The organism is Virgibacillus sp. GM2-2, assembly GCF_055329585.1.
Map to the genome: position 1 here is coordinate 14,619 of NZ_JBUZWC010000024.1, position 23,876 is coordinate 38,494.

General features: G+C 37.9%; 24 protein-coding genes. 14 read left to right on the forward strand and 10 right to left on the reverse strand.

Annotation, left to right across the window (positions count from 1 at the left end):
* Positions 1-97: 97 nt before the first annotated feature.
* Complete coding sequence (recX, locus tag ACY9Z2_RS18140) at positions 98-910, forward strand: recombination regulator RecX (RefSeq protein ID WP_463611082.1); 813 nt, start codon at positions 98-100, stop codon at positions 908-910.
* Between the two features lie 73 nt (positions 911-983).
* Here the strand turns inward: recX and ACY9Z2_RS18145 are convergent, their stop codons facing one another.
* Positions 984-1,643, reverse strand: a complete 660-nt coding sequence (locus tag ACY9Z2_RS18145; RefSeq protein ID WP_463611083.1) for an SDR family NAD(P)-dependent oxidoreductase — start codon at positions 1,641-1,643, stop codon at positions 984-986.
* 103 nt (positions 1,644-1,746) lie between these two features.
* Here ACY9Z2_RS18145 and ACY9Z2_RS18150 point away from each other — a divergent pair, with 103 nt between their 5' ends.
* Entirely contained in the window at positions 1,747-2,097 is a 351-nt protein-coding gene (locus tag ACY9Z2_RS18150) for a YfhH family protein (RefSeq protein WP_463611084.1), read from the forward strand.
* 15 nt (positions 2,098-2,112) lie between these two features.
* On the opposite strand, the gene ACY9Z2_RS18155 is transcribed toward ACY9Z2_RS18150, so the two are convergent.
* Positions 2,113-3,099, reverse strand: a complete 987-nt coding sequence (locus ACY9Z2_RS18155; protein ID WP_463611085.1) for a metal-dependent hydrolase — start codon at positions 3,097-3,099, stop codon at positions 2,113-2,115.
* Positions 3,100-3,184: 85 nt separating this feature from the next.
* Between ACY9Z2_RS18155 and mutY the strand changes: the two genes are divergently transcribed.
* The 4 genes from mutY (at position 3,185) to ACY9Z2_RS18175 (ending at position 7,949) form a co-directional block, all read left to right on the forward strand.
* Positions 3,185-4,255 (forward strand): A/G-specific adenine glycosylase, encoded by a 1,071-nt coding sequence (gene mutY, locus ACY9Z2_RS18160; RefSeq protein ID WP_463611086.1) that lies wholly within the window; start codon positions 3,185-3,187, stop codon positions 4,253-4,255.
* A gap of 159 nt (positions 4,256-4,414) precedes the next feature.
* Positions 4,415-4,591 carry a gamma-type small acid-soluble spore protein gene (locus tag ACY9Z2_RS18165; RefSeq protein ID WP_463611087.1) on the forward strand — a complete coding sequence of 59 codons (177 nt, stop codon included), beginning with the start codon at positions 4,415-4,417 and terminating at the stop codon, positions 4,589-4,591.
* Between the two features lie 993 nt (positions 4,592-5,584).
* Positions 5,585-6,112 (forward strand): nucleoside tri-diphosphate phosphatase, encoded by a 528-nt coding sequence (ntdP, locus tag ACY9Z2_RS18170; RefSeq protein ID WP_463611088.1) that lies wholly within the window; start codon positions 5,585-5,587, stop codon positions 6,110-6,112.
* 70 nt (positions 6,113-6,182) lie between these two features.
* Complete coding sequence (locus tag ACY9Z2_RS18175; protein ID WP_463611089.1) at positions 6,183-7,949, forward strand: ABC transporter ATP-binding protein; 1,767 nt, start codon at positions 6,183-6,185, stop codon at positions 7,947-7,949.
* 301 nt (positions 7,950-8,250) lie between these two features.
* Here the strand turns inward: ACY9Z2_RS18175 and ACY9Z2_RS18180 are convergent, their stop codons facing one another.
* From ACY9Z2_RS18180 to ACY9Z2_RS18200, 5 genes are all read right to left on the reverse strand, one after another.
* The gene (locus tag ACY9Z2_RS18180) at positions 8,251-9,543 is read right to left on the reverse strand and encodes a glutamate-1-semialdehyde 2,1-aminomutase (protein ID WP_463611090.1); all 1,293 of its coding nucleotides are present in this window, start codon (positions 9,541-9,543) and stop codon (positions 8,251-8,253) included.
* 27 nt (positions 9,544-9,570) lie between these two features.
* Positions 9,571-11,487, reverse strand: coding sequence for an FtsX-like permease family protein (locus ACY9Z2_RS18185; RefSeq protein ID WP_463611091.1), 1,917 nt, complete (start codon positions 11,485-11,487; stop codon positions 9,571-9,573).
* Positions 11,462-12,238: an ABC transporter ATP-binding protein gene (locus ACY9Z2_RS18190; protein WP_463611092.1), complete on the reverse strand. Its 777-nt coding sequence runs from the start codon at positions 12,236-12,238 to the stop codon at positions 11,462-11,464. Before ACY9Z2_RS18190 ends, ACY9Z2_RS18185 begins: the two co-directional genes overlap by 26 nt.
* 101 nt (positions 12,239-12,339) lie before the next feature.
* Positions 12,340-13,344 carry a sensor histidine kinase gene (locus ACY9Z2_RS18195; protein WP_463611093.1) on the reverse strand — a complete coding sequence of 335 codons (1,005 nt, stop codon included), beginning with the start codon at positions 13,342-13,344 and terminating at the stop codon, positions 12,340-12,342.
* Positions 13,344-14,042 (reverse strand): response regulator transcription factor, encoded by a 699-nt coding sequence (locus ACY9Z2_RS18200; protein WP_463611094.1) that lies wholly within the window; start codon positions 14,040-14,042, stop codon positions 13,344-13,346. The genes ACY9Z2_RS18195 and ACY9Z2_RS18200 overlap by 1 nt, the downstream gene beginning before the upstream one ends.
* A 117-nt stretch (positions 14,043-14,159) precedes the next feature.
* Between ACY9Z2_RS18200 and ACY9Z2_RS18205 the strand changes: the two genes are divergently transcribed.
* The 6 genes from ACY9Z2_RS18205 to perR all read left to right on the forward strand — a co-directional run bounded on the left by ACY9Z2_RS18205 (position 14,160) and on the right by perR (position 19,138).
* Positions 14,160-14,567: an ion channel gene (locus ACY9Z2_RS18205; RefSeq protein ID WP_463611095.1), complete on the forward strand. Its 408-nt coding sequence runs from the start codon at positions 14,160-14,162 to the stop codon at positions 14,565-14,567.
* A 736-nt stretch (positions 14,568-15,303) separates the two neighbouring features.
* Complete coding sequence (gene bcp / locus ACY9Z2_RS18210) at positions 15,304-15,771, forward strand: thioredoxin-dependent thiol peroxidase (RefSeq protein WP_463611096.1); 468 nt, start codon at positions 15,304-15,306, stop codon at positions 15,769-15,771.
* 72 nt (positions 15,772-15,843) lie between these two features.
* Complete coding sequence (locus ACY9Z2_RS18215) at positions 15,844-16,953, forward strand: aminopeptidase (protein ID WP_463611097.1); 1,110 nt, start codon at positions 15,844-15,846, stop codon at positions 16,951-16,953.
* A 14-nt stretch (positions 16,954-16,967) separates the two neighbouring features.
* The gene (locus ACY9Z2_RS18220; protein ID WP_463611098.1) at positions 16,968-17,918 is read left to right on the forward strand and encodes a D-2-hydroxyacid dehydrogenase; all 951 of its coding nucleotides are present in this window, start codon (positions 16,968-16,970) and stop codon (positions 17,916-17,918) included.
* Positions 17,919-17,920: 2 nt separating this feature from the next.
* Complete coding sequence (locus ACY9Z2_RS18225; protein WP_463611099.1) at positions 17,921-18,478, forward strand: cob(I)yrinic acid a,c-diamide adenosyltransferase; 558 nt, start codon at positions 17,921-17,923, stop codon at positions 18,476-18,478.
* Positions 18,479-18,688: 210 nt separating this feature from the next.
* On the forward strand, positions 18,689-19,138 hold the full coding sequence (gene perR / locus ACY9Z2_RS18230; protein WP_463611100.1) for a peroxide-responsive transcriptional repressor PerR: 450 nt from the start codon (positions 18,689-18,691) through the stop codon (positions 19,136-19,138).
* Between the two features lie 491 nt (positions 19,139-19,629).
* Here perR and pabB read toward each other — a convergent pair whose 3' ends face one another.
* The 3 genes from pabB to ACY9Z2_RS18245 all read right to left on the reverse strand — a co-directional run bounded on the left by pabB (position 19,630) and on the right by ACY9Z2_RS18245 (position 22,421).
* Complete coding sequence (gene pabB, locus ACY9Z2_RS18235) at positions 19,630-21,369, reverse strand: aminodeoxychorismate synthase component I (RefSeq protein WP_463611101.1); 1,740 nt, start codon at positions 21,367-21,369, stop codon at positions 19,630-19,632.
* Positions 21,362-21,946: an anthranilate synthase component II gene (locus ACY9Z2_RS18240; protein ID WP_463611106.1), complete on the reverse strand. Its 585-nt coding sequence runs from the start codon at positions 21,944-21,946 to the stop codon at positions 21,362-21,364. The genes pabB and ACY9Z2_RS18240 overlap by 8 nt, the downstream gene beginning before the upstream one ends.
* Positions 21,947-22,028: 82 nt before the next feature.
* Positions 22,029-22,421, reverse strand: a complete 393-nt coding sequence (locus ACY9Z2_RS18245; protein WP_463611102.1) for a YgzB family protein — start codon at positions 22,419-22,421, stop codon at positions 22,029-22,031.
* Between the two features lie 129 nt (positions 22,422-22,550).
* Here ACY9Z2_RS18245 and ACY9Z2_RS18250 point away from each other — a divergent pair, with 129 nt between their 5' ends.
* Both ACY9Z2_RS18250 and ACY9Z2_RS18255 read left to right on the forward strand, forming a co-directional pair.
* Entirely contained in the window at positions 22,551-23,423 is an 873-nt protein-coding gene (locus ACY9Z2_RS18250) for a nucleotidyltransferase-like protein (protein WP_463611103.1), read from the forward strand.
* Between the two features lie 241 nt (positions 23,424-23,664).
* Positions 23,665-23,793, forward strand: coding sequence for a hypothetical protein (locus tag ACY9Z2_RS18255; RefSeq protein WP_463611104.1), 129 nt, complete (start codon positions 23,665-23,667; stop codon positions 23,791-23,793).
* The last annotated feature ends 83 nt before the right edge of the window (positions 23,794-23,876 follow it).

The window sequence follows — 23,876 nt, forward strand, 5'->3', positions numbered from 1 at the left end:
CCTCCGCTTTTCTATATTATTATATGCAAGTTTGTGATTCTTACTGTGGTGAATGGGAAAAATTTCGTGTTATTATTTAAAAAAGGGGAGATTAACAGTGAAAAAAATTACCCGTATCACCACACAGCAAAAGCGTAAGAATCGTTTTAATATCTTTTTGGATGATGGTCAGGGTGAAAAATACGGTTTTAGCGTCGATGAAGCTGTATTAATTGAATACAAGCTTCGCAAAAACCTTGAGTTAGAAGACGCAATGATTGAAACTCTCATCCAAAAAGATGATCTACATAAATCCTATACCCTAGTTATCAATTTTTTAAGCTACCGAATGCGTACAAAAAAAGAAATTCGTGATTATTTGGTTAAAAAAGAAGTTCACGAAGAACATATCCAACAGATAATTGACCGGTTGTTAGCAGAGGGCTTGATCGATGATGCAGCATTTGCCGATGCGTTTGTACGAACAAGAATTCAAACCTCTTCGAAAGGTCCGATGTTAGTAAAAAAAGAATTAATGGATAAAGGAATTTCGGCATTGGAAGCGGATCATGCAGTATTACAGTATTCATTCGATATTCAAATGGAAAAAGCACAAAAGTGGATTCAAAAAAAGATGAAAAAGCAGGGAAGGGACTCCTTCAAAAAACAATTGCAACAGGTCCAATTGACACTTAAGCAAAAAGGTTTCGATCAAGACGTTATTAAAGAGGCCGTTGTAGGGCTGGGAGAAGAGAAGGACGACGAAGCCGAATGGCAAGCCATCGTAAAGCATGGAGAAAAGCTATTACGGAAGCATCAGGTAAAGTTTTCGGGTTATGAATTACAGAATAAGGTCAAAGAGGGATTATATCGGAAGGGATTTACTATTGATATGATTAATAAATTTCTGGATGAAGCATTGGAAAAGTGAAGGGCATTAATTTAACCTAAAATGGCCACCCCGTCTTTGCCAGAAGCAAATCCGAGGTGTCGGGTATCAAGTCTTATTTATCGATAACAATTTCATTTCGTCCATTGTCTTCTTGAAAAATTTTATCGGCAACAACTTCTGGCCCTTTTAATTTAGCAGGATTATCAACATGGGAAGATTTATCCCAGAATGGTGTGTTCATGCCACCCATGTAAACTGCAGTTATCGAAATTGGGTCATTTTCCCATTCCTTTTGAAGGCTTTCTGTAAAGCCACGGACAGCAAATTTACTTGCGCAGTAAATGGATTCGTTTACTTTTCCGCGTAATCCTGCAGTAGAGATAATAGTTAATATGCGTCCAGCGCTTTTTCGAATTAGTGGTAATGCAGCTTGAACCGTTAAGATAGTACCTTTAACATTTGTATCTAAGGTGTCTTCAATATCTTCGATTGTGTAATTTTCGATTGGTCCAAAAAGACCAATACCAGCATTATTGATAAAAACATCTAATTCTCCAATTTGCTGAAAAGCAATACTTACTGATGCAGGTTCACTTACGTCACACAATACAATTTGTGCATTTCCACCATCTTGTGCAATTTCATTTTGCACGATATGTAACTTGGTATCTGACCTTCCTAATAAATAAACTTTATATCCATTATTTGCATATTTGCGTGCTAGTGCTCGTCCAAGTCCACTTCCAGCACCAGTTATCGCGATTGTGGGCATCACTTTTTTCCTCCTTTACATGTTAAACAGAAGATACTTCCTTATGTTCATTCTCCTAAACTATTGGTAAAATGTAAATGAAAGTGAAGAGGAGGCATTAAAATTGGATTATCGATATAGTGATTATTCAATTGAGCAACTTCGAGAGGAAGTTGGTCGATTAAAAGAAAAGGCGTTGAAAGCAGAACGTGTCGGGAATATAAGTGAAGTTGCTATAAATGAACGAAAAATGCAGGTTGCGCTTGCCTATATGTTAAATCCTGAAGACTATAAACCGGATGACATATATGAATTAAAGGGTGATCCAGGACATCAGTTCAAAATTAATTATATCAATGGCGTTTTTGCCTGGGGACATCGAATTAACTTGTTAAATGAACTATACAAAAAAGAAGAAGCAATCCCTATATCCATCCTAGGGGATAAAATACAAAAACAGCGTAGCGACCAATAAAGTCGCCTCGCTGTTTTAAATTGGATTATCACCAATATATAACTTACTTTGTAGTTTTTGTTCGGAAAAAATCCATCCAGTATACGAGCTCATAATTCGCATATTGTCATCGATTTGAACTACTGCAACAAATGGATAATGGCCCTTTGATCGATATCTCAAATCAATAAACCTGACTTCTGTGAAGTCATCGTAATCATTAATCTCCCAACGGTATACGGGAGAAAATGATAAGAATGCGGAAATATTTTTATCTTCTTGCGCCAAATCAATAAGCTTAGATTCAGGTAATGGTACTTTGTTAAACTCATCAATTATTTGAATGTGGCCATTTTCAGCAGTTCCGACATAAAAATTATTTTTTGTTGTAATTGCTACTCGCCAGTAATTTTGTTTTAACGTAGGAGAGGTAGCAATTTGTTCAATATCAGGGAAATAATCGTGAATTTTTTTAATGATTTCCCTTTTGTCCATATATCGTTTGATATAATAAAGGATAATTACTGCATAAATAATGAGCCATGTATATCCTGGGTTTGCTCCTATCATCCATGCAAAAATACCAGCTATATGAAGAGCAAAAATATAAGGGTCAAACGTATTTATAAACCCATGTGCAACCCACCTGTTGGTAAATGGCCTATATGCTTGTGTACCATAAGCATTAAATATATCAACAAATACATGAATCACCACAGCTAAGAACGTCCAGAGCCATAAATGGAAATAGTTCACTTGTGGAGCGAACAGATAAATAATTCCAGAGAGTAATAAGCCCCAAATAAGAATAGCTGGAATGGAATGCGTTATTCCACGGTGATGCCTTATATATACAGCATTATTTCGTAGTTTTAAAATTGTATCAAAATCAGGTGCGTTTGAACCAATAATCGTCCCTACTAGTACCGCACTAAATAGTGTAGGATCGTTATGCACAACTGGGTCTAGAGTTGCTAGTCCTCCTAGTGCAACCCCCATAACTATATGAGTGCCAGTATCCATAATTTAAGTTCCTCCTTAGAAGTGTTCCAGGTGTAGCTTAGATTTTTTCGAAATTTATTGTACCATACATAAAGGTTGTGTACTTATGACAGATAACTCATTATTACAAATTGACGTAAAAGCATTTCAGCATGATTTAATATCTTGGTACCAAGCGAATAAACGTGATTTACCTTGGCGCAAAGATCAAAATCCATATAAAGTATGGGTATCAGAAATTATGCTTCAACAAACAAAGGTTGATACCGTTATACCTTATTTTAACCAATTTATTGAAAAGTTTCCTTCCCTCCATGATTTAGCAAATGCTGATGAGCAGGAAGTCTTGAAATCATGGGAAGGTCTAGGTTACTATTCCCGTGCTCGTAACTTACAAAACGCGATTAGAGAGGTTGTTACTTCTTACGGCGGTGAAATACCTGATAATTCAACGGATCTCGGCTCACTAAAAGGTGTCGGTCCCTATACGAAAGGTGCCATTCTATCCATCGCCTTCGATAAAGCAGAGCCTGCAGTTGATGGAAATGTAATGCGTGTCCTGTCACGAATATTGAAAGTAGAAGAGGACATTGCGAAGCCACGCTCGAAAAAGGTATTTGAAGAGCACGTTCGCGAACTTATATCCCACGAAGATCCATCATCCTTCAACCAGGGAATGATGGAGTTAGGTGCTATGGTTTGTACACCTCGTAACCCAATGTGTATGCTATGTCCAGTCCAACAACATTGTCGTGCTTTTGCTGAAGGATTGGAGAATGATTTACCAATTAAATCAAAGGCTAAAAAGCAAAAAACTATCCCTTATGTCGCTTTATTGATTAAAAATGATCATGGTGATTATTTGATTGAGAAACGACCAGACACAGGACTTTTAGCAAACCTTTGGCAGTTTCCGATGATTTCAATTAATGAAATAGGCTTTAATCAAATTCCAGACTGGTTCGAAAAAGAATATGGCATTCACGTTTCTTTAAAACGGGAAGCTACAAAATTGAAACACGTTTTTTCGCACATTATATGGGAATTAGAGGTGCATGAAGCTAATTCTACATGTTCCAAAACATCGCAACCTAATGCTCAATTTGTTAGTCGAAAAGAGATGGAGTCATTTCCATTTCCGGTATCTCACCAAAAAATGATGAAACTTCTACGTTGAAAACTTGTCTTTCTTACTAATATATTTGTTTAGTATGTGTAAGTGAGGGCCACTCTATCTATTTAACATTTTTTACCACAATGTGATAAATTTAACTTTGGGTTTTTTCGGATAACATCTCCCTAAATGGTTAAATTAATTATTGCGGAGGTGATATAGATGGCTAAGAAACAACAACCTAACAAAACTGCTGCTGGTACTAACGTACAACAGGTAAAACAACAAAACCAAAAAGCAGCACAAGGTCAAGGACAATTTGGAACAGAATTTGCATCTGAAACAAACGCACAAGAAGTAAAAAAACAAAATCAAAAGTCTCAACAAAATAAGAAATAACTTTACCTACCCCGTTTTTTTCTGACTCAGAAAAGAGCTTTCTTCTCCCAAGAAAGCTCTTTTCTTTTGGTTTTTTTATTTCGTAATTGAATTTAACTGTGAAGTGTAGCTGCGACGTTGATTTCCGCTTCGGGCAAGGCTAGTCAAGTAACATTTCCGAGCGCACTGGAATGATTGCGTGCAGGATGTCAGCTAGCTAGCGGAGTTAACGGACACACGATTCCTTATTTGTGAAAAATAAGGGTAAATGCGGTTGTTATCGGACTCAGGATTCCTTATTTGGGTAAAAACAGTTGAAAAACATGTTTTTTAGCTGAATAAGACATCGTGTGTCCGTTAATCCTCAAAATATAGGTAAAAAAGGTAAATAAGGCATCCTCAGTCCGAAAGCAAACAGGCTTCTCTTTGATTTGGTTTTACAGTTGAAGGAAAAGGCGAATTAAAGTTTATGGTAACAGAAACGTTGATTTCCGCTGCGGGCAGTCGCTTTCCGCGGGTGGCTGGTGAGCCTCCTCGTGCTTTGGCACTGCGGGGTCTCACCTATGCCTATTAATCCCGCAGGAGTCGACTGCCCTCCGCTCCAATCAACTGCCATAATCGGATGTAATTCATGTTTTTTCAACTATCATACAAATGAAATAATAATAATAGTTCGCAAATCCAGCGAAGGAAAAACATGAAGACTCCTGTGGGAAAAGCAACAGCTGAAGACCCCACAGGAAGTGGTTTTCTTCCGAGGAGGCTGAGGCGTTGCCCACGGAAAGCGTAATGTTTTTCCGAAGCGGTAGTTATCTTATGTCTAACTAGTTCGCAGTTTACAGCTATAGTGACTAAACATATATTTTAAAAATGTCCCTCTCTACCAAGTCTCTGCCTTTAAAGAAGCAGCCTTTTCATTCTTAATCTATCGCCCGGTCGTTATACTTTATATTTGCAAGGCTTGCCATTATAATATAAAAAAGGATGCTGTAAGTATATAGAAAGGAAGATACGATGGCTGGCCCGGACACAGGATCGAAAATTCAAATTCAAAGCTACAAGCACAATGGAAAATTACATCGAGTTTGGGAGAACTGCCTAGTCTTGAAGCGAACAGAAGATGAAGTGATTGGTGCGAACGATAAGACCAACGTGGTCGAGAGTGACGGCCGAAAATGGGTAACTCGCGAGCCCGCTATTTGTTATTTTCATGCAAAGTATTGGTTTAATATAATAGGAATGTTACGGGATGATGGCATACATTATTATTGCAACATTAGTTCACCTTTTGTTTACGATGATGAAGCTTTAAAATATATTGATTATGATTTGGATGTTAAAGTATTTCCTGATATGACATATAACTTATTGGATGAAGATGAATACGAAGTTCATAAAGAACAAATGAGTTATCCAGCTGTATTAGATCAAATTTTGCATAATCATATGGATTATTTGTTAAAATGGGTACATCAACGAAAGGGTCCTTTTTCACCTGAATTTGTGGATCAATGGTATGAACGTTTTTTGACTTATAGATAAAAATTAGCACAACCTTGTTACAATCCTGTAGCAAGGATTTTTCATTGCTGTTTATATTGGAGTAGATAAAATGAGTAGTGTAAAACAATATATGAAGTTTGTTAAGCCATATCGTTGGAAAATTGTTTGGACGATATTAATCGGAATTATAAAATTTGGTATCCCGCTGTTAATGCCGCTTATATTAAAATATATAATTGACGAAATTATCGGTGCGGAAAATATGAGTGCTGCCGCCAAAACAAGTGAATTACTTTGGTTGATGGGTGGCGCCTTCATTATCTTTCTAATCTTACGACCGCCAATTGAATATATTCGACAATATCTGGCGCAGTGGGTTGGGAACAAAATCCTTTACGACATAAGGGATAGACTGTTCGATCATATACAAAAGTTAAGCTTACGTTATTACTCGCAGACAAAAACCGGGGAAATTATTTCCCGGGTAATACATGATGTCGAACAAACGAAAACTTTTGTACTTACTGGATTAATGAATGTATGGTTAGATATGATTACGATATTAATCGCGATTGGAATCATGCTGACGATGGACGTCGGCTTAACAATTGTTTCCATCATCTTATTTCCATTGTTTGGTTTTTCCATTAAATATTTTTATGGAAGATTACGTCGTTTAACACGAGATCGATCGCAGGCTCTTGCAGAGGTTCAAGGACATTTGCACGAGCGTGTTCAAGGAGTACCTGTAACAAGAAGCTTTGCCCTAGAGGATTATGAGCAGGGACAGTTTAATCAACGCAATAATAACTTTTTAGATAAAGCTCTTAATCATACAAGTTGGAACGCCAAAACATTTGCTGTTACAAACACCATTACCGATTTGGCGCCACTTCTAGTGATTGCTTATGCTGCTTATCATGTCATTAATGGCGATCTAACGTTAGGTACAATGGTTGCTTTTGTTGCGTACATGGAAAGAGTATATAGTCCATTACGCAGATTAATCAACTCCTCAACGATGTTGACGCAATCGATTGCTTCCATTGACCGGGTTTTTGAATTTTTAAATGAAAAATATGATATTGTTGATAAATCAGATGCGAAAGAATTGAAGGACGTAGAAGGGTTTGTTGATATCGAAAACATTTCCTTTCAATACGACAAAAATGAACCTGAAGTATTAAAAGATGTATCCCTAAAAGTAAATAAAGGGGAAACGATTGCCTTAGTAGGAATGAGTGGCGGTGGAAAATCAACGCTAATTAGTTTGATACCAAGGTTCTATGACGTAACAAAGGGAACCATTAAGATTGATGGAATTGATATTCGTGATGTAAAAGCGCGCTCACTCCGTGATAATATCGGAATGGTGCTTCAGGATAACACGTTATTTAGCGAATCTATTGCGATGAATATTCGAATGGGGAATCCGTATGCAACCGATGAAGAGGTTATTGCAGCTGCAAAAGCAGCAAATGCCCATGACTTTATCACAGACCTAGTTCATGGTTATGATACGTTAGTTGGCGAGCGTGGTGTGAAACTATCAGGTGGTCAAAAACAGCGAATTGCAATCGCGCGGGTTTTTCTTAAAAATCCGCCAATACTGATTTTTGACGAAGCAACATCTGCATTAGATTTAGAAAGCGAACACACGATACAAGAGGCGTTAGAAAAACTAGCAGCGGATCGAACAACATTTATCGTTGCACACAGACTAGCAACGATTACACATGCAGATCGAATTATCGTTGTAGTCAATGGGGAAATCAACGAAAGTGGTTCGCATGAAGAATTAATGAAAAAACAAGGTAGTTATTATAACCTGTATCAGGTTCAGAATTTAGAACAACCAGAACTAGTCAAAGAATAACAAAAAGCTTCCTGCAGAGAATTTTCTGTAGGAAGCTTTTTTATACTGAAACAGTGGGGTAAGCGGACACCAGAGCCCTTATTTGTGCAAAAATAGGTCGAATGTGACTGTTATCGGACAGAGGATTCGTTATGCAGTCAAAAAGTAGTGATTTTATCGTGTTTCTACCTAAATAAGGTATCCTGTGTCCGCCTAAGCCATAAAACATGCCCAAAAAGTTAAAATAAGGCATTCTGAGTCCGCTACCCGAGTGCCCACAGGGAATAAACTTCATCGCAGTTTATTCCTACATAGAATGAACTTAATTCATTTCTCTGAAGGCATGGTCGACTGCCTCAATCGTTTTATCAATATCGTCTTGTGTATGCTCAGTCGTTAGGAACCACGCTTCATATTTAGATGGAGCCAAATTTACTCCTTGCGCTAGCATCAATTTGAAGAAGCGGGCAAAGGCTTCACCGTCACTTGCTTCTGCTTGATCGTAATTGGTAATTGCACCTTCGCCAAAATAGACTGTAAGTGCTCCGCATAAACGGTTTACCGAAATTTTTACTCCGTGTTCGGTAGCTTTTTCTAAAATTCCTTTTTCGAGGCGGGCACCAAGCTCGTCTAATTTTTCATAAACACCTTCTTCTTGCAAAACTTCTAAGCAAGCTATTCCGGATGCCATTGACGCTGGATTACCAGCCATCGTTCCCGCTTGATATGCTGGTCCTAATGGCGCAACCTGTTCCATAATATCTTTTCTTCCACCGTAAGCTCCGATTGGAAGTCCGCCTCCGATAATTTTACCCATTGCGGTCATATCTGGCTCGACACCATACACCTGCTGGGCGCTTCCGTATGTAAAGCGGAATGCAGTAATGACTTCATCGTAAATGACTAGCGCTCCAGCATCGTGTGTGATTGTATTCACTTCTTGTAAAAAGCCTTCATGTGGCTCTACAATTCCAAAGTTCCCAACAATTGGTTCGACAAGTACAGCTGCAATTTCGTCACTCCAGCGATCCATTGCCTTCTTAAATGCGTCTAGGTCATTAAATGGAACCGTAATCACATCAGCAGCAACAGATTTAGGGATTCCAGCTGAATCAGGTGTTCCGAGTGTTGCAGGACCAGATCCTGCTTGAACTAATACGGCATCAAAGTGACCATGGTAACATCCTGCAAATTTAATGACCTTTGTGCGATTGGTATAAGCTCGTGCAACCCTAATGGTTGTCATCACTGCCTCTGTACCGGAATTGGTAAAACGAACTTTTTCAAGTGATGGAATAGCTTCTTTTAGCATTTTTGCAAACGTGTTTTCGAGTTTTGTTGGCGTACCATATAGAACTCCGTTTGTTGCTGCGTGTGTAATCGCCTTAGCAATATGGGGATGAGCATGTCCAGTAATGATTGGGCCATAAGCAGCTAAATAATCAATATATTTATTCCCATCAACGTCCCAGAAATAGGCGCCTTTTCCGCGTTCCATATATACAGGTGCTCCGCCTCCAACGGCTTTATATGCACGGGATGGTGAATTCACCCCACCCACAATATGTTCTAGGGCTTCCTCATGTAATTGTTCTGATTTTGCGTGCGATTTCATAAAAACATCCTCCTAATAGTTGAGAAACTACATTACCTTTTTCAGCTTAGCAGTATAAATGTTTCGTATGACAATGAAATTAATCAAATGTACAACAAAGAAAACAGAGATAATAATTGTACTTGGCAAAAGGATAGTTGACGCTAGCATGTTTTGCAAAGCTTTATAAGCGAAACTGGCGTGGATAACGGCAACTAAAAACGGAATAAAAAATAAGTAAGCAAGCTGCTTAGTGGCGATTTTTTTCATTTCTTTATCCGTTAACCCAATCCTATATAAGGAATGGTAATGATGTAAGTCTTTGTCGATATCTCGATACATACGAAAATATAAAATAGATCCTGCTGCCAAAAAGAATAGAACACTAATAAATATACCAAAAAAGAGTAGGAAAGACATACCTTGCTTCATATTGATGTAAAAATCTGCCTGTGAATTTGGGTATACAATTTCTCGGTCAACATGGGCCAATATAGTTGCAATTTCTTCTGCATGGGCTGTCCAATTAGGGATGTTCATAATGTATGTTTGATAAATCTCATTTGGTTCTGCTTCTTGATAAAAATTCTGATATATTTTATCAGGGACTACTGCAGGAAATGTGGTGTAAATATCTCCATTTACTTTTGATTTAGCAGGTTTAACGGTTAAATTCACCTGTGTGTTTTCCGACTCTAATGTAAATGAATCAGGTATATTTAATTCTTTTCGTAAGGAAGAATCAACTACCAGAACCGCTGCAATTTGGTCATCCAGTGAAAATGCTAGTTCATTCTCTTGAAATTTCATTATCCTTTTATAATCTGAAAAGGAATATAACATTAGCCACGTGTTGTTCCACTCACTAGAATCAGAGGTAACCTTGCTTTGTACAGTCGTAACTGTAGTCGATTCATAGGCAATACCCTGTTCTTTAAATTTTGTTTCAACTCTAGCTACTTCCCGCTGAAATTCATCTTGCTTGTCTACGCCTTTACTAATTAACGAAACATCTTGTGGTACAAAACGTTCGCTTTCTGTTTCGACACTCTGAAATAAGCCGTAAATTACGCCAGATGATGTAAATGCAACGGCACTTAATATAGCAACGAAAAATAATAGTCTGGCATTATCTTTTAATTTAAACGATAAATCCGAAATGGTTAGCAAATTTAATTTATTCAAGTAATAGCTTTTCTTTTTTTTCAAAATGGTAACGAAAGCGATACTACACTGTGTAAATAGAAAGTAGGTACCAGGTATGATCAGTAACAGAATAGGAACCATTCGAAAAATGATGGTAATGATTGTTGCGGTATATGCTAAATAATACGCTATCCCGATTGCAATCAAGGAAATGCCGCTTACAATCCATGAAAACTTTGGTGTTTTACTAGGTGCCTTTGCACCTCGGAACACCTCCATAATAGATTTCGTTCGAATGGTCGAGACGACAATCAATGAATTTAATTCAAACATGATAAAAAATAAGATTGCTGTAATCCCGATAGCTTTTAATGACAGATAAAACGGTAGAATATCATCAAGACCTAGGACTTGTGAGAATACCATTAAAAAAAGCTTTGTTAATAAGGCTCCAAGTAATAACCCTGTAATGATGGAGGCGATACCAATAATCGTATTTTCAAGGATAAGCATTCGATTCAATTGGCGTTTCGTTATTCCAAGGGTCGTTAACAGACCGTACTCTTTATTCCTTGATTTAACAAACGTACCTGTAGAATAAAGTACGAAAATAAAAGAAAATGCATAGATAATGACTTCTGTAACGAGAATCCCACGTTGTACAACATCTCTGAATTCGGTTTGTTCAATATCTGGATGAAAAACAAGTACTGCATACATAAAGAATACGGTTACCGCGAACATACAGCTTAGGAAGTAACTTAAATATTGCCGTTTATTTCTGCGGACATTATTAAATGCGAACTGTTTGAAGGTCATCGGTGTTGCCTCCTAGTAATGATTGCACATTTAAAATATCTTGGAAAAAGGCTTGGCGATTGTCTCCACGATGTATCTCATTAAATAGCTTCCCGTCCTTAATGAAGATAATGCGTTCACAAAAGCTAGCTGCAAACGGATCGTGCGTCACCATTACTAAAGTTGAATTCTGTGATTGATGCAGCGAGTTTAACGATTTCATTACTTGCAGAGACGACTTAGAATCTAAATTTCCAGTAGGCTCATCGGCAAATATGATGGTAGGATCATGAATCATCGCTCGTGCAATTGCTGCTCGTTGTAGCTGTCCACCTGACACCTCATACGTGCGTTTGTGGATGATTGTGTCGATCCCTAAACGCTTAGCGACATGCACTAACTTATTCTCCATCACGTTAACCTTTTCACCTTGTAACGTTAAGGGAAGTACGATGTTTTCCCCAATGGTCAACGTATCCAATAAATTATAGTCTTGAAAAATAAACCCCATTTCCGTACGACGAAACTTCGCCAATTGGTTTTTGGATAAACTTGTTATCTTTTCATTATTAATTTCAATCTTACCGGATGTAGGGGTATCGATTGTTGACAGTAGATTTAGTAAGGTAGTTTTTCCACTCCCTGATGGCCCCATAATTCCAAGAAATTCCGATCGTTCCACAGAAAGGTTAAACTTATGCAATGCCTCATATTGTGCAGCTCGTTTACTGCCATACATTTTGGATAAATTTTCTGCGACTAGAACTGCCATAGGTTTTACCTCCAAAAGTTTTCTATCCACTATACTATAGAAGAAACGTGCTGAGACCAATTGCTTTATCTTTCATTTTTCTTACATTTTTGTAAGAGTCGTTAAATCTTGGGCTGCTCAAACGTGATCGATATTGTTGTTCCTACACTTTTTTCTGATTCAACCGTAATCTGATGGCCCAACTCATCGCATACCTTCTTTGTTAAATAAAGCCCCATTCCTGTGGATTCGCGAAAGTTCCTACCATTTTGTCCAGTAAAAAATGGATCGAAAATGCGCGTCTGGTCTTGTTTTGGTATACCGTGTCCATGATCGGTTATGTGTAATGTAATGGATTGGCCATTTTCAGTTGCCTTAAATTCCACTTTGTCACCACTATCTTTGGAATACTTAATTGCATTCGAGATAAATTGATGTAAGACAAATCGAAACCATTTTCTATCTGTTGCGATCGTAAGACTCTCATCAATTGTGTTTTCAGGGAAGACATGATTTCGGATAAAGCTTGATTTGAAATCCTGGATTGCTTCTTTAACAATAGCGCGTAAGTCCACTTTTTCAACATGAAAGTCACGCTCAAATTTTTGAAGGCGAGACTGGTATAATGCAAGGTTTAATCCTTCTTGAAGCCGATCCAATTCTTCGTACATACTATCTGCGAATTCTCGGGGAAGATTTAGTTTTTCCTTTTGCATGGTCAAGTGCATGACAGAGATAGGCGTTTTCATTTGATGAACCCACTGTTGAATAAAATCTATCTCCAGCTGTTTTTGTTGCTCTAGTTGCTCAATTTTTTCCCGGTATGTACTGTATTGTTTGTCATGCTGAGCATGTAAGTTTCGAAGTAAGTTATTTGTAGGCTCAGGGAACCCTGAATAATTATTTTCTGTAGGATCTAGCTTATAAAACTCACGTTGCTTAACGTACTGGAATATCAGAAAAACGATAAGGAAACAAGTTGGTAATAGAAACAGATAAAAAATAATCCCAGCGCCAAGTGTAGCATTTGAAAAACTCGAAGCAAGTTGAGCAATAACAATCACTACTAATAATTGTGAGTAAAAAAATAAAATAAACCCCAATTGATCTAGTATAAATTTTTTCATCAATTATTACCCCATGTATTCATTAGCTTGTAACCAGCGCCCCGCACAGTTTGAATACTTTTTGATATCCCAATATCCTCAAGCTTTTTACGAATCCGAGTAATGTTTACCGATAATGTGTTGTCATCAACAAAGTGTTCATCATCCCATAAAACTTCAAGTAAATGTGTACGGGAAAGAACTTGATTAATATGCTCAGCCAACTCTTTTAACAAGATAAACTCGTTCTTCGTTAAAGGAATACTCCTGCCTTGATATTCTATTTCCATTGCAGTTAAGTGCAATATGAATTGATCAATATCAATAAGCTCAGCTTGTTTCGTCACCGCGTATTCACCGTAGATACGTCGCATAATACTTTTTATTTTGGCTTGGACTACATCAAAATCAAACGGTTTCGTAATGTAATCATCTCCACCATTTTCCATTGCCATGACTTGATCCATACCAGAATCTCGAGCTGATAAAAAGACAATTGGGCAATTTGAAAAACTTCTGATCTTACGGCACCAATAAAATCCGTCATATCGAGGTAAATTTATGTCGAGTAAAACGAGATGTGGATTAATCTCCTTAAATTCATCGATAATGTTATCGAATGATTGCACGATAGTAACGATGTATTCATATTTTTCTAGGTAATCTTTTAATAAATTTGCGATTTTCGGGTCATCTTCGATTAGAAAAATTTGTTTCAATTTGTACACCACCAAATTAATTTACTATTACTTGATATCCTACCTTAATTTGTAAAAAAAATAAATGACATAGACTACACGGACAAGGCGTATGGTAGTAATAAAGAAGGGGATTGTATGACATTAATATCATGGGGATTCGTACTATTAGTTAGTTTTACGATGGTGGGTAGTATTGGTTATTATATGAAAAAAGGTAACAATAAACGAAGCTTTTCGATGGAAATCTTTTATGCATTGCTCGTTGTTTATAGCATCGTTATCATAGGGTTTGCTTTAATCTATTTTATATTATCGTTTAATCGTATTTTATTGGTAGAGGGTGGGGAGTTGCGACAGGTAAGTGTAATAGGGACGCTGATTCATTCCTCCTATTTTAGTGGCGTAACGATGCTCACGATTGGCTATGGGGATGTTACGCCAATTGGCTACGGAAGATTGATAGCACTCATACAAGCATTAATCGGTTATATTCTGCCAACCGCATTTGTCCTCCGTTTGGTTCAAAATAAACAAGATGATTAGGTAGTCCCATAGCGCCGCAGAGGAAATATACTTGCTTTCCTCGGACTTCCCGTCTGAGAGCACTGAAAAAGGTAACTATAGTACAAAATATGTGGATCTATTATCGCATCTTGAATATACTGCGCTTTCCGCGGGCGAGTGTCGAGTCTCCTTGCCCCGGCAAGGGGTATGCCGACGTTCTCCGCAAAGGACGGTTTTAGTCGGCCTTCATCATTCGTCGTCCTGCGGGGTCTCGCCGATCTCTTACTTCCCGCAGGACAAGGGATGCTTCCCTGAAAAGGCATCGCACGCAGAAAAAGCGGTTTTCTTTTTCAAGGAGTCTCCGTATATTCAAGATGCTAGGTTAAGGTAAAAATAATAATTTTTCAAATCTACCACTTTTTCAGTGACCCGCTTGTCTAGTTTCGGCTCCTAGTGCCTAGAAAATAGTTAGTCAGGATGAACTTTGGGGAAAACCACCTTACTTTTCACCTGCCTATCTATTTGTACACCGCTAAACGGTCGCCTCCGTGCTTTGCTTGCGGGGTCTTGCGTAGCTTTCTGTTTCCGAAGGAGTCTAGCGTATTTCCGCCACTGCCGTACACTTATTTTCCTATACAACAACACAATTTCAGCCAGCCAACAGACTTAGTATTATGATTAAACTATGCTATAGTAGAAATAATCGAAATACTTGTATCCCGCCTTATCGGGCAAATTACAAAGAGGGCCGGGAGAACTTTATGGAGGGTTATGAATGTCAGTAGAATTAGGAAATACAGCACCTGCATTTACGTTACCAAATCAACACGGTGATCACGTTAGTTTATCCGATTTTAAAGGAAAACATGTTGTACTTTATTTTTACCCAAAAGATATGACACCTGGCTGTACAACGGAAGCGTGTGATTTTCGTGACAGTCATGAAAGCTTTCAAGATCTAAATGCGGTCATCATTGGTGTAAGTCCAGATCCGATTGATCGCCATCAAAAATTTATTGATAAACACGATCTTCCATTTATTTTATTAGCCGATGAAGATCATAAAGTGGCTGAGGAATATGGTGTGTGGAAGCTGAAAAAGAACTTTGGAAAAGAGTACTATGGAATTGAACGATCGACTTTTATCATTGATAAAGATGGGAAAGTTCAAAAGGAATTTCGCAAGGTTCGTGTGAAAGGACATGTGGAAGAAGCACTAACATTTATCCGTGAAAACGTATAAACTACACGCGAGCAGTCCAACACGTTTTGGACTGTTCTATTGACGTGGGTGAAAAAATAGGGGGAATAATAAATGCGTGATCCAAGGTTATCAGCTTTAGCGAAACAGTTACTGACCCACTCGCTTACAATGAAAGAAGATGAAACCGTTTTAATTAGTGGAACGGTTAACGCGAAGCCACTTATAAAAGAATTAATTAAGGCAGCCCATGAGCTAAAAGTTATCCCACATGTGGAACTTGAAGATGATGAGATTTCGAGGCTTTTAATTACGGAAGCGAAGAAAAAACAATTTGCTACATTGAACAAGTGGAATTTACATAAGTATAAAGATATCGATGGATTTATTCAGATTGTCGGGGAAGAGAATGATACGGAATTGATCGGTGTTCCAAATGAGCAGTTCCGTCTTGCGGGACAAGAAATGAAAGAATCGAATGATTTTGTCGTCGATCAACGAAAGTGGGTATTATTAAATTACCCAACAAAAGGCTTTGCTCAAAAGGCCAAAATGAGCTATGACGATTTTTACGACTATTATATTGAAGTAAGTACGATTGATTATCAAAAGATGAAACAAGCACAGAAAGCGTTGAAGCGCGTGATGGATAATACTGATCGTGTTCGAATAACTGCACCAGGAACCGATTTAACTTTTTCCATAAAAGATATCCCATCCGTCATGTGTGCAGGGGAAGCCAACATTCCAGACGGGGAAGTGTACACGGCACCTGTCAAAAATAGTGTGAATGGTACGATTCGCTTTAACACACCATGTCCATATCAGGGAAATGTATATCATGACGTAGAATTAACGTTTAAAGATGGAAAAATAATCGATGCTAATTCGGATAAACCGGTGGAATTAAATGCTATATTAGATACAGATGAAGGGGCTAGATATATTGGCGAGTTTGCTATTGGTTTAAACCCGAAAATCACCGAGCCAATGGGCGATATTTTATTTGACGAAAAAATTGCTGGCAGTATGCATTTCACACCTGGTTCTGCTCTTGATGATGCAGATAATGGTAATGACTCATCGGTTCACTGGGATATGGTGCTGATCCAGCGCGAAGAATATGGTGGGGGAAAAATCTATTTTGATGATGTAGTAATCCGTGATAATGGGATTTTTGTAATAGACGAATTAAAAGCATTAAATCCTGAGAACTTAATGTAATAGGAGGAACAACCGTGGATATACTTTTTTCCGCAAAGATTTCTAACAAACATCAACAAGAACTAGAAAGTAAATTTTCAACAAAATCATTTGTGTTTTGCGAAAATATGGATGAAGCAAAAAAACAGTTAGGCAATGCTGAAATTCTTGTCACGTATGGCGAAGACTTAACCGATGAATTGGTTGAACAAGCAAGTAAGCTTAAGTGGATCATGGTACTTTCCGCTGGGATGGATAGGATGCCTTTTCCAGCAATTAGTGAAAAAGGGATTTTGGTTACAAATGCCCGGGGAATACATAAAGCGCCAATGGCTGAGTTCGCAATTTCCGGTATATTACAGGTTGAGCGGCAAACAAAGCAGTTACTCGAAAATCAACGTGAGGCAAAATGGGATCGCTCCATACGAATGGAAGAAATCACTGGAAAAACGATGCTCATCGCCGGTTCCGGTGCAATTGGCCAAGAGGTTGCCAGGCTTGCAAAAGCATTTCATATGACAACCATAGGTGTTTCGAGAAGCGGACGAAAGCTCGAGTTCTTTGATAAAAATGTTACGCAAGATGAGATGGATTCATTACTGCCAGAAGTAGATTACGTTGTATCCGTGTTACCGAGTACAGCTGAAACAAAATACTTTTTTACCGAAAAGCATTTTAACTTATTGCCAAACCATGCTATCTTTTTGAATATGGGGAGAGGCGATGCGGTAGCGGGGGAAGTTTTATTACAAGCAATTCGATCTAACGAAATTGCTCATGCTGTATTGGATGTTTTTGAAGAGGAACCATTACCAAACGACCATCCACTCTGGCAAGAAGAAAATGTAACGGTAACACCGCATTTATCAGGAATTTCACCACATTACCAGTCTCGAGCATTGGAAATATTTATGGAAAATCTTCGCACTTATATGCAAGATGGTACAGCGTTCACGAATAAAATTGACACTAGTAGGGGGTACTAAACATGCGTATTTACACAAGATCAGGCGATAAAGGAAAAACATCACTTATTTATGGGAAACGTGTACCAAAGAACGATTTACGTGTTGAAGCATATGGTACATGTGATGAAACCAATTCAATGATCGGACTTGCTCTAAGCTTTCTAGATAACGAACAATGGGATGAAAAAGAAGCGTTTTTGACAACCATGCATCGTGTACAAACAATTCTTTTTCATGTTGGTGCCGAGCTTGCAACACCAAATGACAAAGAAGTTAGCTGGAAATTAAAGAAAGAATACATCGAGGAATTAGAAACGCAAATTGATGAGTGGGATAAACATCTTACACCATTGAAAAATTTTATTCTACCCTCTGGCCATAGTGCGTCAAGTGCATTACACACAGCGCGAACAGTTGCTAGAAGAGCTGAACGAACAGCGGTTGGGCTAGAAGATGAACTTGCTAATCCACTGGTGGTTTCCTATTTGAACAGGTTATCTGATTTCTTATTCGTTGCAGCACGGTATGTTAATCACAAGCTTGGTGGGGAAGAAATTCCATTACAAGCTGACGTTTAAATCGGGAGAATTGATAAAACAAGTACTAATGAAGCAAGGTGAAACATATACTTTTATTGACAGATAAGCATTGTAGCAGGTACACTAATTATAGTGATTATAATCTAATAATTAGTAGTAGACTTCTAACGTAAACTTTTAAGAAAAACTTCGATGCCCTGTTGCGGCGAATGCTGAGTTTTTCTAATTAAAAAAATGAAAGCGAGGTGCATGACGGTGTCTGAACAAAAACTACGAGCAGCTATCAGCACACTAAAAGAATCAGGCGTACGGATTACACCACAACGTCATGCGGTTCTTGAATTTCTTCTTAATTCTATGATTCACCCAACAGCAGATGATATATATAAAGCGCTTGAAGGAAAATTTCCGAACATGAGTGTTGCAACTGTGTACAACAACCTTCGTGTGTTGCGTGAAATTGGACTTGTACGAGAGTTGACGTATGGCGACGCATCAAGCAGATTTGACTGCAACACATCGGACCATTATCACATTATTTGTGATTCATGTGGAAAAATTGTTGACTTTCATTACCCACCATTAAACGAAGTGGAATCACTTGCTGAACAGGTGACAGGATTTGAAGTTAGTCATCACCGAATGGAAATTTACGGAAAATGCGAAGACTGTCAAAAAGTCGAAACGAAAAAGCACTAATGATAGGAATAGATAACCCAGCAACTGCGGTTGCTGGGTTTTTTGGTGGGGGAGAAATAGGAAAGTGTAATTCTGGCTATACGTAGAAAGTTATGTGATAGACAGGTTTACAGTCGATGATGTAACATATCGACACCGCTCTAGAAATACACTACGCTTTCCGCGGGCTTGCGCTGAGCCTCCTCGTGAGAAAACCACTCACTGCGGGGTCTCATCACTTCGCTTTCCCGCAGGAGTCTCGTGTATTTCTTCCGCTAATGTGTTTTTCTTACGTTTTTTCATTTGATGAATCGATCCATGCCGGGATGTGTTCGGATTTCTTAAATACGATCCGGTTTTGGTAATTTACGATCCAGATTCAGGAATTACGATCCGATTTGAGTGATTTACGATCCGGATTCGGAAAATACGATCCAAATTAGCCAATTTACGATCCAGAACCAAAATGCGATTCCAACTAAGCAAGATCGGTCCAGAACAAGAGCTATAATCTAAAACTTCATCTCAACCTTTATCCATTCCCGAACACTGTTCACAAACCAAATTTCTTCGCACGCATCTAATTCTTCCACATAAATGACACGCTCACTTACTTCGCCAGAATCAACTAAAGATTTTCGGAAGGTTCCCGCGAGTAATCCGCAATCAATTGGCGGTGTATACAGCTTGCCGCTTAGTTTAACTACGACGTTACCCCCTGTAAATTCTGTTATTTCATTTTTTTCATTCCACAAAAGCACATCGTATACATCTGGATGGCTACTTCTAGCCTTTTCATATACAGTTCGATTCGTTGTTTTGTGGTAGAGAAATACATCTTCACTAGAAACAGAGAAGGGGGCTAGAGCAATATGAACATTGTCTTTTTGATTCATTGTAATTTCCCTTGCTTCACACGTGAATTCACCATTCTTTTCAACAAGTAAGCGGATTTTCCATGGACCTTCCGAGTGTGTCGAAGTGTACGCCATAAGTTTTGCTCGAATAGCTGAAAGGTCGAGGTGATAATCAAAGTAATGTGCTGATTTTTTTAACCGCTCGATATGATTTTCAAATACTACATATTCGCCATCAACCAGTCCAAGTGATTCAAGCAATTGGAAATCAGGTTGTTTTCGCGTTAATAAGGCAGCTTTTGTTAGAATTTCCTCGTATTCACCTTCACTAGTTGAATCCCACGTTATACCACCACCAACTCCATACGTTGCATGGCCACTTTCATTATCAATCGTTACGGTACGAATCGGTACATTAAATACAGCCTCTTGTTTTGGTGTAATGTATCCGATCGTGCCACAATATACACCGCGTGGGGTTGTTTCCAGTTCATCAATGATGCTTATCGTACTAATTTTAGGAGCACCAGTTATAGAACCGCACGGAAACAAAGCCTTAAACACATCAATAATAGAGGCATTCTCTTGAATCTCTGCGGTAACAGTAGATGTCATCTGATAAACTGTCGGATATTTTTCAATGGAAAATAGCTCTGGGACTTTGACGGAACCAGCTTTAGCAATTGTGCCTAGATCATTTCGAAGCAAGTCAACAATCATGACATTTTCCGCTTGATTTTTTTCTGATTGAGAAAGCCACATAGCTTGTGCGTTATCTTCATCAAATGTCTTTCCCCGTTTAACTGTTCCTTTCATTGGTCGGGTGGTAATGCGCTTGCCATTCTTGTGAAAAAACAACTCTGGTGAGGCAGACAAAATGGTATGTTCATCCGTTTGGAGATAGGCGCTATAGTTTGCAGCTTGAGCTTGTGCCAACTGATTATAGTAAGCTTTTGCATCTCCAGAAAATGATGAATGCAACTGAATTGTATAATTAACTTGATATGTATCCCCTTGTTCGATGTAGTTTTTGATTCGGTCAATACTCTCTTGGTAACTGTCCACAGATACAGACGGAATCCATTCGTTAATAGTAAAGGATCCGGAACTTTGTAGATTCTCGTTAGAAGCATGTGAAAAAATTCCAAACCAAAGAAGCGGCGTATTCGATCCACTATTCACCCGAAATTCCGGATCGAATGCGGGCGATGCTTCATATGCCATATAACCAGCAGCATAATAACCCTCATCCACAAATTGCTGAATCCTTTCTAAACAAGGAAGTACCTCGTTAATCGTATAGGCAGAAATAACCTCAATTGGATTATGGAAAAATAGTGGTTTTTTAACTCCAGATGAATCCTTAAAATGAAAAAACAACTCAGCGTTACTCATACAAAAGTGCCTCCTTCTTTTGGAAGAAGTTTTCTAATAAAGCAAGTCCACTTTCCGTTAATATCGCCTCAGGATGCGCTTGAATTCCTTCGACTGGATAGATGTTGTGTCGAATTGCCATAATCTCACCATCAGCAGTTGTTGCGCTTACGTGTAAACAATCTGGAAGTGTATTAGCATCGACAATCAATGAATGGTACCGAGTGACAGAAAGAGGATTCGGTAACGATTGAAATATTCCTTTCCCATCATGGGTTATAGAAGAAATTTTACCATGCATCGGTTTCGTTGCTTTTGTAATCATTCCACCAAAAGCTTGTGCAATGGTTTGGTGTCCTAAACAAACACCCACTATCGGAAAGGTATCGTGTAGTTGTTGAACAACCTCTAATGAAATTCCCGCATCGGATGGATTTCCAGGGCCAGGGGAGAGTAAAATGTGCGAAGGATTCATCGCTTTTATTTCATCAATAATAATTTTGTCGTTCCGTACGATAGATACTTCTTTATTTAATTGTTTTATATATTGAACCAGGTTAAAGGTGAATGAATCGTAATTATCGATAACTAGAATCAAGACTTGTACCTCATTTCGATTGAATGATAGCTTCATTATAGCAAAAATTCCACATAAAAAATCCGCCAAGCTGACGGATTTATTACTGTTTCGGATTTTTTTGTTTCGTATTGAACGCACGTCGATGTTTACCTGCATTGTATTTTTCATCAAATTCTTTACCTTCCAGATTCTTATCCAGTGTCAAAGGCTGTTTGCAGTGCATACAAGCATCAACTCGTCCAAGCATTTTCGTCGGTTTCTCGCAGCTTGGACAAATAATTGGAACTGCCTTTGTTGACAACATACCAATCCAGAAATATACAACCGTGCTAAAAATAACACACAGGATACCAATTACGAAAAATATGACCATAAGCCATTCAATTTTCTTTGTGAAAATACCACCATACATAAATCCAAATCCTAAAAATATTAAAAACAAAGCAAAGGAACGAATTTTATTTATTTTGCTTGAATAGACCAACTGTGACATGTCAATCCTCCTTACATCTTTCAGAAACAGTATAGCATATATTCTTGAATATTTTGTGTCTGAAAGAGGAATTTTCCTATGCCCTATCGAATAGTAAAATTATAAAGGAAAATTGAGGAGTTGACCCTGTTGGAGGATTTATTACGGCCAATTTACCAAGAAAGAGCGAGTGACCTAGACACATTAGGTATCTTATTAATAGAAAAAACAAAACCTAACAGCCCACTTACCGATAATTTTGATGTTATCCTATTAATTATTGTAAAGAATGTAGAACAATCATGGCACGTAAAACACTATGAATTTGAAGATAAAACAGCCGCAATGCATGTAGTTCGGGAAGATTTATTAATGCAATGGATTGATACAAGTACATATCGCCGTGCAGTTGAATGGCTTGTTTATGGAAAGGTTATCTTTGATCGAAATGAATATATTAATGGATTAAAAGAACAACTTCGAAGCTTTCCTTCTAATAAACGCGACCTACGTAAAGCAATTGAATTTGGCAAACTAGTAAAAAGCTATAGCGAGGCAAAAGATCTGTATGAATCATCTAATTATAAGGACGCCTACAGTAGAATGATTAACTCGCTACACTATTTAGCACGTCTTGCAGTTATCGAAAAAGGCTTTCACCCGGAGATTACAGTTTGGAAGCAGGTACGGCAGATTGATCCTGAAATATATCGGTTATATGAAGAATTAATCCAAAGTAATGAAGAAATTGATAAACGTGTACAATTAATGATTCTGGCAATTGACTTTGTTATAAGTAACCGAGCGAAGTATTCCGCGAAACATTTATTAGATATTATGGGTGAAAAAGATGATAGTTGGTCGTATAGCGAATTGAAAACACATCCACTTTTAGCACCGTATGGCCTTGATCTAACTGCAATTGTCTCGTATTTGGCTGACAAAAACATCATTATTACGAAACGTGTAGAGACAAAAGGTGTGGGAGTTTACCAAAGGAAATATGAAGTGAATAGCAATTAATAAGAAATGAAGCCTGCATTATATAATTAATGGGGCTTTTTTGTTTGTGTATTGGTTATTTCTTATTACTAGTAACAATGAGTTTTATTGCATAATAGTAAGGTTTTTAATTAATATATGGGAGAAAGATTAACTTTTTATTATAACGTCAGAATGTATAAATTAAGGTAGACCTTATAAGAAAAACTCCGGCATTCGCTATTAAGGAAATGGTGAATATCGAGTTTTTTAAAAATAGTGTTTGACTTCTTTATCTGACCATGGTAAAGTTAATTCCGTTGCGAAAAAAGCAACAACGAAACAAAAACACGAAAATAAAAAACATAAATTCATTGTTGACATCATCATTGAGTTTATGGTAATCTATTAAAGTCGCTAATTTGAGGCGGCGAAACAATTTGCTCCTTGAAAACTGAACAAACAATCAAGTATGTCAAGCAACGAAACAAAGCT